This window comes from Salinivibrio sp. IB872, assembly GCF_001995345.1.
Classification (GTDB): domain Bacteria; phylum Pseudomonadota; class Gammaproteobacteria; order Enterobacterales; family Vibrionaceae; genus Salinivibrio; species Salinivibrio proteolyticus.
In genome coordinates this window covers 1-13621 of the sequence record NZ_MUFO01000028.1, presented here as the reverse complement: position 1 = coordinate 13621, position 13621 = coordinate 1, and the positions used below count along the sequence as shown (strand labels likewise).

Genomic DNA, 13621 nt, shown 5'->3' with positions numbered 1-13621 from the left:
CTACCATACGCCGCTCTCGCAATGGGTCGAGTCAAACGCCCGTTTGATAACAAGTGAATAACAATCCAATGCGTACATTATCATTTACGTTGTGGTTTTGATCACGATAAAAAGGCGCCGCTACAGACCAAAGTCTAATCTACATTGTCTACAATCTTATTCTATTCTGGCTTTATTGAAGTTCTTAGGCGGTATTTATGTCTTTATTGTCGACAAATGACCAATTTCTCGCGCAGCACGCGCAATCGTTGCCAGCTGAGTCACGTGAGCCCACCAAGTCAGCCAGCCTGACCGAGCAGCTTATCGAGGCGATTGTCACCGGCACCTATCCAGCGGGCACTAAGGTATCGGAAGCGGGGTTAGCTACCGCATTTGGCGTCAGCCGAGGCCCACTGCGCGAGGCCATGATGCGGGTCGAAGCCTTAGGGTTGGTCGAGCGTGTGCCACATGTTGGGGCAAGGGTAGTAACCCTCACTCATCGGCAATTGGCTGAGATTTACGCGGTACGAGAAGCGTTAGAAGGCATGGCCGCAAGACTGGCTTGCGCGCACATCACCGATGCGGAAATTGAGCAGCTCAGTGCGGTGCTCGACACCCACCATGCCTATATCGAACGGGTGGAAGGGGCGGCCTACTTTCACCAACAAGGCGATTTTGATTTTCACTATTGCATCATCAAAGCCAGCCATAACCAGAAACTGATCAACCTATTGTGTGGTGAGTTATACCACTTGCTGCGGATGTACCGGTTTCAATCGCCGCGGGCCCATTCTCGCCCTAAGCAGGCGCTGCAAGAGCACATGCAAATTTTAGCGGCAATTCGCGAGCGAGATGCCGAGTTGGCGGAAATGCTGATGCGTCGACATATTCAGCGCAGTCGCCAACTGATTGAACAGCAAATAGCAGATTGAATAGCAAATAGCAGATTGAATAGTCACTGACGAATTAAAAATAGTGCGGTGGTGAGCCCCGCTAAACCACGAATGTATAAGGAGAATACTATGAGTGCAGGTGCACGTTTTCGCCAAGCGGTGCGCAGCAATATTCCGCTGCAAGTCGTCGGCACCATTAACCCCTATTGCGCCATGATGGCAGAGCGGGTGGGGCATCAAGCCATTTACCTGTCAGGAGGCGGGATTGCTAATGCCTCTTATGGCTTACCGGATTTGGGGATCACCACGCTTAACGATGTGTTGGAAGATGTCCGCCGGATCACCGCAGCAACCGATGTGCCCTTGCTGGTAGATATTGATACCGGCTTTGGCGGTGCGCTCAATATTGCTCGCACTATTCGTGAAATGGAACGAGCCGGCGCGGGCGCGGTGCATATGGAAGATCAAGTGGCGCAAAAGCGCTGCGGTCATCGCCCTAACAAAGAAATTGTCAGCCAAGCTGAAATGGTCGACCGCATTAAAGCCGCGGTGGACGCGCGCACCGATCCTGAATTTGTGATCATGGCGCGCACTGATGCCTTGGCGGTGGAAGGCATGGACAGTGCTGTCGCCCGCGCCAGAGCGTACGTAGAAGCAGGGGCGGACATGATTTTCCCCGAAGCCATGCAAACACTCGAGCAGTACCAAGCCTTTGTCGAGCAAGTAAAGGTGCCGGTGCTGGCGAATATCACCGAGTTTGGTCAAACCCCACTGTTTACCAGCCAAGAGCTGGCGGGCGTCGGGGTCAGCATGGTGCTGTATCCGCTCTCTGCGTTTCGTGCCATGAACCAAGCGGCCCTCAATGTGTATCAACACCTGCTGGATGATGGCCACCAGAAAAACGTGGTCGACACCATGCAAACCCGTGATGCCCTCTATGACTTCTTGGGCTATCACACCTACGAACAGCAATTGGATCGCCTATTTGGAAAAGAGTGATCACAGACGCACACCCTCGGTGTGAAAACGTCGGTTACACCACTGGAATTATCGCCACGTTCACGGATTCATGCAGCGGTTGAATCTGATGGCATCAAAGGAAAGGAGCCAATCATGACAAATGTCGCCGTCGCACCCAAAGATAAATCACTCTCCGGCGCGGGCCTTCGCGGCCAAAGTGCCGGCACCACCGCCTTGTGTACGGTGGGGCAAACCGGCACTGGATTAACCTATCGCGGTTATGACATTACCGATTTAGCCAATCACGCCCAATTTGAGGAAGTCGCTTACCTGCTACTTAAAGGCCAACTCCCCAATCGCCAAGCGCTGGGCGACTACATAGAAACCTTGGTCGGCAAGCGGGGGTTACCTGACGCCTTAAAAGCCGTGCTGGAGCGAATTCCTGCCAATGCGCACCCCATGGATGTGATGCGTACCGGCTGCTCGATGCTGGGTAACTTGGATCAAGAAACCGACTTTAATGAGCAAGCGGATAAAACCGATACGCTGTTGGCGATGTTGCCGGCTATTATCTGTTACTGGTACCGCTATTCGCATGATGGCGTGCGAGTCGATACCTACCAGCCTGAGGTGAAAAGCATTGGCGGTTACTTCCTCAAAATGCTCACTGATGAAACGCCGTCGCCACTGTATGAATCTGTGATGCATTGCTCGCTGGTGCTGTATGCCGAGCATGAGTTCAATGCTTCGACCTTTACCGCCCGTGTGTGCGCGTCCACTTTGTCCGATTTGCACTCTTGCATTACCGCGGCCATCGGCAGCTTGCGCGGCCCATTGCATGGTGGTGCCAATGAAGCGGCGATGGCGATGCTAGAACAATGGCGCACACCTGACGAAGCCGAAGCAGGGTTAATGCAAATGCTCGCCAATAAAGACAAGGTGATGGGGTTTGGGCATGCGATTTATCGTGAGTCCGACCCCCGCAATGCGCTTATCAAACATTGGTCGAAACAGCTGGCGCAAAACGCGCCAGACGCTTGGCTGTACGACGTGTCTGAACGGGTTGAACAAGTGATGAAGCGCGAGAAAGGCTTGTTCCCCAATGCCGATTTCTATCACGCATCGGCCTATCACTTTATGGGCATCCCGACCAAGTTGTTTACCCCGATTTTTGTGATGAGCCGAGTAACGGGCTGGGCGGCGCATGTGTTTGAGCAGCGCGCTAATAACCGCATTATTCGCCCAAGTGCCGATTACGACGGCCCTGAACACCAAGATTGGCTACCTATCGATCAGCGCCCCTAATCGGCACGCATTCACCCGATTGAAATTACAGAAGGAATTGACCATGAGCAACAACGTAGAACTGAACCAGCGCCCTGACCCTGATGCCTTATTGGTGCAAATTGCTGACTATGTCGACAGCACGCCGATTGCCTCGGCAGAGGCCTACAACACCGCACGCAACTGTTTGATGGATACCCTTGGCTGTGGCTTGCTGGCGCTACGTTTCCCTGAATGTACCAAACACCTAGGGCCACTGGTGCCGGGCACGACAGTACGCCACGGGGCGCGGGTGCCGGGCACCTCTCACGAGCTTGATCCGGTCACTGCCGCGTTTAACATCGGCTGTATTATTCGCTGGCTCGATTTTAACGATACTTGGCTCGCCGCCGAGTGGGGCCATCCGTCTGATAACTTGGGCGGAATTTTGGCCACCGCCGATTATTTAAGCCGCGTGGCCGTGGCCGAAGGCAAACCACCACTCACCATGCGCGATGTATTGACTGCGATGATCAAAGCGCATGAGATCCAAGGCGTGCTCGCCCTTGAGAATAGCTTTAACCGTGTTGGGCTCGATCACGTTTTATTGGTGCGCGTGGCATCAACAGCCGTGGTCACTAAAATGCTGGGCGGTAATCGCGATCAGATAATTGATGCCGTCTCACAAGCTTGGGTGGATGGCTGTGCGCTGCGCACCTACCGTCATGCGCCGAACGCTGGTTCACGCAAATCGTGGGCGGCGGGCGATGCTACCTCTCGTGCGGTGCGTCTGGCGATGATCACCATGAAAGGCGAGATGGGCTTGCCGTCGGTACTTAGCGCACCTAAATGGGGCTATTACGATGTGCTGTTTAATGGCAATGCCTTTAGTATCAAGCAAGACTTTGCCAGCTACGTGATGGAAAACGTACTGTTTAAGATTTCCTTCCCTGCTGAGTTTCATGCTCAAACCGCGGTGGAAGCGGCGGTGACCCTGCATTCACAGGTGAAAGACCGCATGGATGAGATTGAACGTATTGAAATCACCACCCATGAATCCGCCATTCGCATCATTTCTAAAGAAGGGGAGTTGGCTAATCCGGCTGACCGTGACCACTGCCTGCAATATATGGTGGCAGTACCGCTGCTATACGGCAATCTAGTGGCCGAGCACTATGAAGACGCTTTCCATCACGCCGACCCGCGTATTGACGCGCTACGGCAAAAAATGGTGATCAAAGAAGACCCACGCTATAGCGCGGAATATCTAGAAGCCGATAAGCGATCGATTGCCAATGCGATCCAAATCTTCTTTACCGATGGTAGCAGCACTGAACAAGTCGCCGTGGAATATCCGATTGGTCATCGCCGTCGTCGCGAAGAAGGGATCCCTGTGCTGGAGCAAAAATTCCGCACCAACTTGGCGACCCGTTTCCCGCGCGCACAGAGTGAAAAAATCGTTGCCTTGTGTAGCGATCAGGCCGCGCTGGAGAAAACCCCGGTGCACGAATTTATGTCGTTGTTTGTGGTTAACTAAGCACGCGGAATGAATCCATTGCCTGCAAACGTATCGCCTGCCAAGGGTGGGCGATAAGGAGCCGCTTATGCAAGAAGCAAGTTACCAACACCATGCGGATTGGGCCAGTCGTGACCCCGAGGGATTTTGGCAGGCACAGGCCACCAAGCAGCTCGATTGGTTTACCTTTCCACAAACCATTCTTAGCAAAGACGATAATGGCATTGAGCGCTGGTTTGCCGATGGCACCATGAATACCGCCTATATGGCACTCGATGCGCATGTTGAACAAGGTCGGGGCGAACAAACCGCGCTTATTTACGACTCACCGGTTACTGACAAAAAAACCACTTACACCTATGCCGCGTTGCGTGACTACGTGGCGAAAGTTGCTGGCATGCTGGCAGGCTTAGGGGTTGAAAAGGGGGATCGCGTGGTGATTTATATGCCCATGATCCCAGAAGCCACCGTGGCGATGCTCGCGTGTGCACGGCTTGGTGCGATCCATTCGGTGGTGTTTGGTGGTTTTGCCCCGAACGAGCTGGCCGTACGGATTGAAGATGCAGAGCCTAAAGTAGTGCTTACCGCCTCATGCGGCATCGAGGGCGCGAAAACCTTGGCCTATAAGCCGATGGTTGATCAGGCCATCATGGACAGTCGCTACAAACCCGACCATGTAGTGGTCTATCAGCGTGCGATGTGTCGTGCCAATTTAGACAATCCGCGTGATGCTGATTGGGCGTCGCTATTAGCTGAAGCCACCCCTGCGGCGCCGGTGCCTGTCAATGCCACCGATCCTTTATATATCCTCTATACCTCCGGTACCACGGGCAAACCCAAAGGCGTAGTGCGTGACAATGGCGGCCACGCGGTGGCGATGAAGTACAGCATGAGCGCGATTTACAACGTCAAACCCGGTGAAGTGTTTTGGGCCGCTTCGGATGTCGGCTGGGTAGTGGGGCACTCGTATATTGTGTATGCCCCTTTGCTACACGGCTGCACCACGGTGATGTTTGAAGGCAAGCCAGTCGGTACACCGGATGCGGGAGCGTTTTGGCGTGTATGTGATGAGTATAACGTCAGCATCTTATTCTCGGCGCCTACCGCCTTTCGGGCGATTAAAAAGCAAGACCCAAATGGTGAGCACCTTGCGCGCTATCCGATGACATCTTTACGTACGGTGTTTATGGCCGGCGAGCGGCTTGATCCACCGACATTGGAGTGGGTGGAAGAAAAGACCCAGCGACCCGTGGTTGATCACTGGTGGCAAACCGAAACTGGCTGGGCGATTGCGGGCAATCCATTGGGGTTAACCTGCTTTGCGACCAAGCCCGGTTCGGCAACCATGCCAAGTCCTGGCTATCAGGTGTGTATTCTCGATGAAATGGGCGAGATTGCCGCACCAAACCAGCAAGGATACATTGCCGTGAAGCGTCCTCTGCCGCCCAGCTGCCTGCCGACTGTGTGGCGCAACCACGATCGCTTTGAATCTGGCTATCTTAGCCAATTCCCCGGCTACTATGTTTCGGGTGATGGCGGCTACATGGACGAAGATGGCTATGTGTTTGTGATGGGACGGATTGATGATGTGATTAACGTCGCGGGCCACCGCTTATCGACCGGCGAAATGGAAGAGGTGTTAGGCAGCCATGAAGCGGTCGCCGAATGTGCGGTGGTGGGCATGCACGATGAGCTCAAAGGCCAATTGCCGCTCGGCTTGGTGGTACTGAAAGACGGTTTTGTCTCAGTGAGTGGCGAGATAGAACGGGAGTTGGTTCAGCGCGTGCGGGATCAAATTGGCGCGATCGCTTGCTTTAAACACGCGGTTATCGTGGAGAAGTTGCCTAAAACACGCTCAGGTAAAATCTTGCGTCGTATTATTCGTCAGATGGCGGATGGCGAATCTTACCAAGTCCCCTCGACGATCGACGATCCGAGCAGTTTGGAGACCATTGCAGCGGCGCTGTCTTCTTCCTAATAGGGATAGGCAGATATTCGCACGGGTATTAACGCAAAGCGGGGTGTTACACCCCGCTTTTTGGCTTACACCTTGGCATTTTTTTGCTGGTACATCTTGGTGTCGGCTTCATCCAGTAGATCATCCAAGCTGCGTGGCGTCGACATGGAGCTGGTCGCCACGCCATAACTGAATGAGATAGGGTAGGTGTGGCGATTGATTTGATTAAACCGTTCCACCACACCGGCAAAACGGTCGAGTGCTTGCTCGGCGGCTTCACGCCCAGCACCGGAGAGAAACACCACAAACTCATCGCCACCAAACCGTGCAAACACATCGGATTCGCGCATGTTGGCGCGCAGCAGATTAGCCATATGACGAAGGGCGATATCCCCTTCGGAATGACCATAAGTATCATTGATGATTTTAAAATCGTTTAAATCGATGAATGCCAGTGAATACGGCGAATTCATGCGCTGACAGTGCTGTACGGCGCGACTGGCTAGCTGCATAAAGCCGCGTCGATTAGATATTCCCGTGAGATCATCGGTATATGCGGTTTGCGCTGAGGAGAGCTCACTCTCGGCGAGTAGGGCCAAATCCTTCAAAAAGCGCAGATCTTCATCGCTAAAACGGCGCGGCTTATCATCAATCACACACAGGGTGCCCATGTTACTCCCGTCGCCGAGCGAGAGCGGGTATCCGGCATAAAAGCGAATATGTGGCTCGCCCGCAACAAGGGGATTATCAGCGAAGCGTGGATCGAGGCTGGCGTCTTTCACCACAAAGGGTTGATCGCCCAAAATAGCATGACCACAAAAAGAGATATCGCGTGGCGTTTGGCGCACGTTAAGGCCAAAGCAGGATTTAAACCACTGGCGATCATCGTCAATGAGGCTGACGAGGGCGATGGGGACATCGAAAAGGCGTTTAGCTAAGCGAGTGATGCGATCAAAGCGCTCTTCGTCTTCGGTATCAAGCACGCCAGTGTCTTGTAATTTTTTGAGGCGTTGAGCTTCGTCGTTGGGCTTAATGGGGCTTAGCATCTGAACACTCCTGTCGGGTCGCTACTTACTTAAACGTAGATTCATCAGACAATTGTGTCCAGAAGTGCGGACGCGCTTTGCGCCCGTCCGCACACCAGTTAAAGACCGTGTGTTATTGCACCAAACACGCAAAGCCTTTGAGGTAAAAACCTTCCGGATATGCACTGTGAGTGGGATGGTCCGCCGCTTGTGCAAAGCGCTCAATAAACTGCACGTTTTTACCGGCATCTAATGCCGCGTCTGCCAGTATCTTTTGGAACAGGCCCGCATCCATTAAGCCCGAGCACGAATAGCTGAGCAGCACACCGCCCGGATTAAGAAGCTGCATAGCGAGCATATTAATATCTTTGTAGCCGCGACATGCGCCGGTCAGTTGGGATTTGGACTCCGCAAATTTGGGCGGATCCATCACAATCACATCAAAGCGCTCGCCTTGTTCGCGATAAGTGCGCAGCAGCTTGAACACATCGGCATTCACAAACTCAGCACGGGTGAGATCAAAGCCGTTTCGCGCCGCATTGGCTTTCGCTTTGTCGAGCGCGGGCTGTGAGACATCCACATTAGTGACCTGCTTAGCATTGCCTTTTTGCGCATACAAGCCAAAACCGCCAGTGTAGCAAAAGCAGTTTAAGACCCGTTTGCCATCCATGTATTTCACCGCTTGTTCGCGGCTATCCCGTTGGTCGAGATAAAAGCCGGTTTTGTGGCCATTGGCAATATCGACTTCAATCGCCACGCCGTTTTCTTCGATGATGACGGACGCAGGCGGTTCCTCACCGTGTAAAACGCCGGTGCGCGGTTTAAGGCCTTCTTTTTTGCGAATCGCCACATCGGAACGCTCGTAGATATGGCACTTTGGAAACTCGGTACGCAGGGCAGTGACGAGGTTATCACGCTGAGCATCCGCGCCGGCGCTAAGCAATTGACACACCAAATAGTTATCGTACTTGTCGACGGTGATACCGGGGACGCCGTCAGACTCAGCGGCTAATAGGCGATAACCAGTGAGCCCATCACGCTGAGCGAGCATGGTGCGCAGCGGCTTTGCCGCACGAATACGGGCAAGGAAAAAGTCACTGTCGATGGGGGTTTTTTCAAAGCACCACATGCGAACTCGAATTTGCGATTGCGGTGAATAGGCGCCTAGCCCTAAAAATTCACCTTGATGATCACAAACAGTGACCGTGTCACCCAAAGCAGGTTTCCCTTCGATGCGGGCAATGCCGCGCGAGAAAATCCAAGGATGGCGGCGTTTGATGGATTTATCGCGGCCTTTGGCGAGATACACAGTGGCAGTCATGGACGTTCCTAACAATTTGGTGGTGCAAAACACGTCAAAATGCTGAGTAAGGCACCTGCATCATGACGTGACTTGCGGATAAAGCAAAAAAGGGCGGGTATTGTCGAGCAAGGCCGGTGTCATTGCAATAAAAACGCGCCCAGAGGTGGGCGCGTGATAGGAAGCATACGGACGGTACACCAAGGGAGTTAGGTACGAAGTCCTGCCACCAAGGTTTTCAATTGCTGGGCTTGCGTGCCAAGCTCGCTGACTTCGGTCGCAGAATCTCGCAGCATTTGTGCGACTTGCGTGGACTGGCTGCGCACCTGTTCGACATCTTGTGAAATCGTACTCGCCACGTTGCCTTGTTGCTCGGCGGCGGCTGCAATTTCGGTACTGCGATCAGAAATCGTGCTGCTACGAGCGGCGATTTGGCTGATCTCGGCATCAATCTCTTGCACCGCAGCTTCGCTGGCAGACGCATTTTCGACGGTGCCCTCCATAACGCGACGCAACTCAGTGGTATGCGTTTGCAGCGACTCAATCATGGTTTGAATATCGACCGTGGACTCTTGAGTGCGGCTTGCCAAGGTGCGCACCTCATCGGCGACTACCGCAAAGCCACGCCCTTGCTCGCCCGCACGGGCAGCCTCGATCGCCGCATTCAGGGCCAATAAGTTGGTCTGCTCGCTGATGGCGTTGATGGTGGTCACCACGCTGCCAATTTGCTCAGCATTTTGATTCAGTTCGGTCACCTTATCCGCGGCTTGAGCAATCTCACTGGCCAGCGCGTTAATCGCCGTCATGGTTTGCTGAACTTGCTGACGCCCTTGCTGAGCCGCCTCAGTAGCCTCTTGGGTCTGAGTAGACGTATCGGTGGCGTGGCTCGCCACTTCACGAATCGATCCCGCCATTTCCTCGGTGGCACTGGCGAGTGAATCAAGATACTGACGTTGGCTTTCACCCAGTGATTCACTTTCGTCGCTGCGCTGCTGCAGGCTCGATGACAAGCTATCCATCATCTCTGCGCTTTGCTGAATGGCTTTCACCATGTTTTGCTCACGCTCAAGCACTTTGTCGATGGTAATCGCGATCTGGCTGAACTCATCCCGTACTGGGAAGAAGTTCATTCGGTAGCTGAGTTCCCCATCTGCTAGCTTTAAGAGAGCTTGGTTCATGGTGTACATCGCGCCGCCGATAAAGGTCATGATGTAATAGGTCAACAGCGCAATCACCACTACCATGCCAAGCAGCAAGCTCCAATCGAGTGTGCCAAGGTAGGTGAACAAGGTGCCATCTGGTTGATAGTCAAGCTGTCCCGACGGCGTGAGCGTAAACCCGCTTTGCTGGTTTTGTAGTACCGTGCGTACTTCTTGCGCTGGCAAATCGTATTTCGTCACAAGGGCCTGAATGGCTTGGCCTTCCGCCTGCATGTTGGTTGCCACTCGCGTGTCCGACGCTGCATCGAGTGTCAGCGCTATCACTATCATTGCGAGGAGGGGAAGGAAAAAGATAAGGTAAAATTTTTCTTGGAGCCGAAGGTGGATGAGGTATTTATCAATCCATCGAAACGCTACTTCTTTCATGACGTAATCCTGTCAAACGACTGTCTCATGTAGCGTTATACAGATGTCATTATGCAATGGAAATACAGTGGAGGTGACCGATGTCTCAAAAATGCGTCAAGGCCTATGTCACAGGTCACGTTCAGGGCGTTGGCTTTCGTTATCACACCGCGCACGAGGCATTAAAACTGTCTTTGACTGGGTACGCGAAGAACTTGCCAGATGGACGCGTTGAGGTGTTGGCATGTGGCCGCGAAGAGTCGGTTGATGCCCTTATTGCATGGTTAGATCAAGGGCCGCCCACCGCGAGCGTGAATCAGGTTAAACACGAAGATACTGAATGGCGTTCCGTGGATGGGTTTGCCATTCAGTAGGTCGTGGGAAGGTCTTTAATGGGGCCTAGTTACAAACATTTGGCGGGTTTGGGGAGGCCTGCCAATTTGGTTGCTTGTTTGGCCGGGCCTTTCGGAAAGAGCTTAAACAGATATTTGCTGTTACCTTTCTCTGGGCCGTATTCTTTTTCCATCGATTTTACCAATAAACGCACCGCCGGTGAGGTGTTGTATTCTTGGTAAAAATGGCGGACAAAGTGGATCACTTCCCAGTGGGCCTCGGTCAGTGCAATGCCTTCTTGCTCAGCCAACAAGGGAACCAGCGCTTCGTGCCAATCGTCTACGTTTTTTAAATACCCTTGCGCATCCGTTGCAACGGTTTCACCTTCATACACCAACATAGTCTTGCCTTTGTTCGTCATCCCAGCGGATGTTCTCGCCGTTGATAAGGCTGCAAAGCATAGCGAGCGACTGGAATGAGTGCAACTGACGTTTATTGCGGACAGGTTTCTTCATCACGCTTGTGCGTGCTGCTATAAAAAAAGCCGGCAATAGCCGGCTTTGGTGGTGCATACACAATTTTTGTGTGGCACTTAGTCGTCGTTCATGATGCCAAGAATGCTCAGCAGGTGAACGAAGATGTTGAAGATATTCAAATACAGCGACACGGTGGCGCGGATGTAGTTGGTCTCGCCGCCGTTAATGATGTTGCTGGTGTCATACAGAATAAAGGCTGAGAAAATCAGTACCGCAATGGTGCTGATCGCCAAGCTCAGCGCTGGGATCTGTAGGAAGATGTTCGCGACCATCGCCACCAATAGCGCGATCACACCGGCAACCAAGAAGCCACCCATGAAAGAGAAGTCTTTCTTCGATGTAATGGCGTAAGCCGACAGGCCAAGGAATACCATACCTGTGGTAGCAAGCGCCTGCATCACAATCCCTGGGCCACTCGACAGACTCAGGTAATAGGTCAGTGTTGGGCCTAACGAGGCGCCTAGAAGACCGGTGAACACGAAGGTCCACACAATACCCGCGGAGGAGTTCATAGTGCGAGGTAGCACAAAGAACACGATCGCCAACGCACCTAGGGTCATACCTAGCGACATCATTGGGCCGATGCCGACAGCGATAGCGATAAAGGCCGCGATAGCACTGGTGATCAGTGTCATCGATAGCAGTGCATACGTGTTACGTAGCACTTTGTTGGTAGATAACGCACTCTGCTGTGACTGGCTGTGCGAAACGATACGATCGTTCATAACGTTCTCCCGGTTGGGTTAACAATCCATTTCTTAATACGACAGTTATGTGGGCAGTCGTTCACTTTTTCAAGCTACCCACGTCCTTAACCTAAACCATGACTGGCTTTTATAAAGCAAATAATACCTTATCCGTGCTCAACGCCGATGGTGAAGTTGTAAAAGGATGTTAACCCAGCCCTTCAAGCGTGAACAAGGTAAACTTTGTTACATCAACCACTTCCACCAAATAAATACTGCTAAAAAGCCGAATAAATACATCAGGCCCACGATCGCCAGTGCGCGCATCGACTTACTCATGGTCACTTCAGGYGGTAAGCGGTGTTTGGTCACCAAAATATAGTTGAGTAATGCAAAGAACGGCGTGGTCACGAATGCAGCAATCATGGCGAAATCGAGCATGGTTAGCAATGCACCGGTCCAAAACGCGACAATACCGAGCGCTAACACGGCCGTGATTAACATCCAGCCTTGAGTCACCAGTGGCGAGGCTTGTGGCTGGCGACGCAATAAGCGCTGCGATTCAGACACGACCCGCGCATACCCGTCGATCACGGTAATGGTGCTGCCGAAGATACAGAAAAAAGCGACTACCGCAATCAAATAGCGGGACCATTCACCAATCGTGGCCGCATACAGGCCAACCAATTGATGCGAAAAGCCAATCCCAGATTGCTTTAATTCAACCCCACTGCCATGCAACAGCAGGGCACCGAGCGATAGAAACACAATCGCCAATGCAGCGGTGCCGATATAGCCGACGTTAAAATCAAACAGCGCCGCTTTAGCATTAATGGGCTCAGATTGCGCTTTACGCTTTAGCCACACCGAGGTGATGCTAGAAATTTCAATCGGGGCGGGCATCCAACCCATGGTGACCACGATAAAGCCAATCGCCGTGATTGACCAAATGGACGGAGCCTGAAAATTAGGTTCAACCGCGACAGGGTTGCCGATTGCCACAGTCACCGCGACCAAGGTGGCACAGGTGAGCGTCGCCATGATCACTTTAGATAGCCAATCCAACGCCTTGTAATGACCAGCAATTAGAATGACCAAACAAGTCATTACAATAATGATGGAAAGGGCGGTCAGGGAAAGATCAAACGGCACAAAATAGCTTAGCAGGCTGGCGCTAAATAAAGTCAGTGCGGCTGTATTGATCACGCCGGATACTGCGCTGAGCACGATAAAAAGCCACAGATACCCGCGGCCAAGGCGGGCATAGCCCTCTACTAAGGTTTCGCCGGTTCCTGCCGTGTATTGCACGCCTGCGCGGAAAAAAGGGTATTTAAAGAGATTTACCAGCAGGATCAATGCGGCCAATTGCCAACCATAAATGGCACCGGCTTTGGTTGAGGCAACCAGATGAGAGCCACCCACGGCGGCAGCGGCCATCATAATGCCCGGCCCCAAGGCGCGAACACGTTGGATCACAGATAAACGCGACCCGGCCTCATGAGGAGAGACGGTTTGCATGATTGTTTCCTTTATAATAATTGCGTTGTTGTGTTTGTTTTTATCGCTATTCGATTAATTTTATTGTCAATAGCAGGTTATCAATAACAT

Annotated in this window: 12 protein-coding genes; 6 read left to right on the top strand and 6 right to left on the bottom strand. The window is 52.6% G+C overall.

What is annotated here, in order from left to right; all coding sequences use genetic code 11:
• Positions 1-197: 197 nt before the first annotated feature.
• The 5 genes from BZJ18_RS11835 (at position 198) to BZJ18_RS11815 (ending at position 6589) form a co-directional block, all read left to right on the top strand.
• The gene (locus BZJ18_RS11835; RefSeq protein WP_077456971.1) at positions 198-911 is read left to right on the top strand and encodes a GntR family transcriptional regulator; all 714 of its coding nucleotides are present in this window, start codon (positions 198-200) and stop codon (positions 909-911) included.
• Between the two features lie 90 nt (positions 912-1001).
• The gene (prpB, locus tag BZJ18_RS11830; RefSeq protein WP_077456969.1) at positions 1002-1871 is read left to right on the top strand and encodes a methylisocitrate lyase; all 870 of its coding nucleotides are present in this window, start codon (positions 1002-1004) and stop codon (positions 1869-1871) included.
• Positions 1872-1985: 114 nt separating this feature from the next.
• Positions 1986-3137, top strand: a complete 1152-nt coding sequence (prpC, locus tag BZJ18_RS11825; RefSeq protein WP_077456967.1) for a bifunctional 2-methylcitrate synthase/citrate synthase — start codon at positions 1986-1988, stop codon at positions 3135-3137.
• Between the two features lie 43 nt (positions 3138-3180).
• Positions 3181-4632 carry a bifunctional 2-methylcitrate dehydratase/aconitate hydratase gene (locus BZJ18_RS11820; protein WP_077456965.1) on the top strand — a complete coding sequence of 484 codons (1452 nt, stop codon included), beginning with the start codon at positions 3181-3183 and terminating at the stop codon, positions 4630-4632.
• A 46-nt stretch (positions 4633-4678) separates the two neighbouring features.
• Complete coding sequence (locus BZJ18_RS11815) at positions 4679-6589, top strand: propionyl-CoA synthetase (protein WP_274532563.1); 1911 nt, start codon at positions 4679-4681, stop codon at positions 6587-6589.
• A gap of 65 nt (positions 6590-6654) precedes the next feature.
• Here BZJ18_RS11815 and BZJ18_RS11810 read toward each other — a convergent pair whose 3' ends face one another.
• From BZJ18_RS11810 to BZJ18_RS11800, 3 genes are all read right to left on the bottom strand, one after another.
• On the bottom strand, positions 6655-7614 hold the full coding sequence (locus BZJ18_RS11810) for a sensor domain-containing diguanylate cyclase (RefSeq protein ID WP_077456961.1): 960 nt from the start codon (positions 7612-7614) through the stop codon (positions 6655-6657).
• Positions 7615-7726: 112 nt separating this feature from the next.
• Positions 7727-8914 (bottom strand): class I SAM-dependent methyltransferase, encoded by a 1188-nt coding sequence (locus BZJ18_RS11805; protein WP_077456959.1) that lies wholly within the window; start codon positions 8912-8914, stop codon positions 7727-7729.
• Positions 8915-9102: 188 nt separating this feature from the next.
• Entirely contained in the window at positions 9103-10479 is a 1377-nt protein-coding gene (locus tag BZJ18_RS11800; RefSeq protein ID WP_077456957.1) for a methyl-accepting chemotaxis protein, read from the bottom strand.
• A gap of 80 nt (positions 10480-10559) precedes the next feature.
• On the opposite strand from BZJ18_RS11800, the gene yccX reads away from it, so the two are divergent.
• Positions 10560-10832 (top strand): acylphosphatase, encoded by a 273-nt coding sequence (yccX, locus tag BZJ18_RS11795; RefSeq protein WP_069588352.1) that lies wholly within the window; start codon positions 10560-10562, stop codon positions 10830-10832.
• 29 nt (positions 10833-10861) lie between these two features.
• Here the strand turns inward: yccX and BZJ18_RS11790 are convergent, their stop codons facing one another.
• The 3 genes from BZJ18_RS11790 to BZJ18_RS11780 all read right to left on the bottom strand — a co-directional run bounded on the left by BZJ18_RS11790 (position 10862) and on the right by BZJ18_RS11780 (position 13531).
• On the bottom strand, positions 10862-11191 hold the full coding sequence (locus BZJ18_RS11790; protein WP_069588353.1) for a TusE/DsrC/DsvC family sulfur relay protein: 330 nt from the start codon (positions 11189-11191) through the stop codon (positions 10862-10864).
• A 192-nt stretch (positions 11192-11383) separates the two neighbouring features.
• Positions 11384-12052 (bottom strand): Bax inhibitor-1/YccA family protein, encoded by a 669-nt coding sequence (locus tag BZJ18_RS11785; protein ID WP_069588355.1) that lies wholly within the window; start codon positions 12050-12052, stop codon positions 11384-11386.
• A 207-nt stretch (positions 12053-12259) separates the two neighbouring features.
• Positions 12260-13531: an NRAMP family divalent metal transporter gene (locus BZJ18_RS11780; RefSeq protein ID WP_077456955.1), complete on the bottom strand. Its 1272-nt coding sequence runs from the start codon at positions 13529-13531 to the stop codon at positions 12260-12262.
• Positions 13532-13621: the final 90 nt, after the last annotated feature.

Bases quoted from the DNA above. Each gene is read 5' to 3' on its own strand.
- BZJ18_RS11835 (WP_077456971.1), top strand. From the start codon at position 198: ATGTCTTTATTGTCGACAAATGACCAATTTCTCGCGCAGCACGCGCAA.
- prpB (WP_077456969.1), top strand. From the start codon at position 1,002: ATGAGTGCAGGTGCACGTTTTCGCCAAGCGGTGCGCAGCAATATTCCG.
- prpC (WP_077456967.1), top strand. From the start codon at position 1,986: ATGACAAATGTCGCCGTCGCACCCAAAGATAAATCACTCTCCGGCGCG.
- BZJ18_RS11820 (WP_077456965.1), top strand. From the start codon at position 3,181: ATGAGCAACAACGTAGAACTGAACCAGCGCCCTGACCCTGATGCCTTA.
- BZJ18_RS11810 (WP_077456961.1), bottom strand. From the start codon at position 7,614: ATGCTAAGCCCCATTAAGCCCAACGACGAAGCTCAACGCCTCAAAAAA.
- BZJ18_RS11805 (WP_077456959.1), bottom strand. From the start codon at position 8,914: ATGACTGCCACTGTGTATCTCGCCAAAGGCCGCGATAAATCCATCAAA.
- BZJ18_RS11800 (WP_077456957.1), bottom strand. From the start codon at position 10,479: ATGAAAGAAGTAGCGTTTCGATGGATTGATAAATACCTCATCCACCTT.
- yccX (WP_069588352.1), top strand. From the start codon at position 10,560: ATGTCTCAAAAATGCGTCAAGGCCTATGTCACAGGTCACGTTCAGGGC.
- BZJ18_RS11790 (WP_069588353.1), bottom strand. From the start codon at position 11,191: ATGTTGGTGTATGAAGGTGAAACCGTTGCAACGGATGCGCAAGGGTAT.
- BZJ18_RS11785 (WP_069588355.1), bottom strand. From the start codon at position 12,052: ATGAACGATCGTATCGTTTCGCACAGCCAGTCACAGCAGAGTGCGTTA.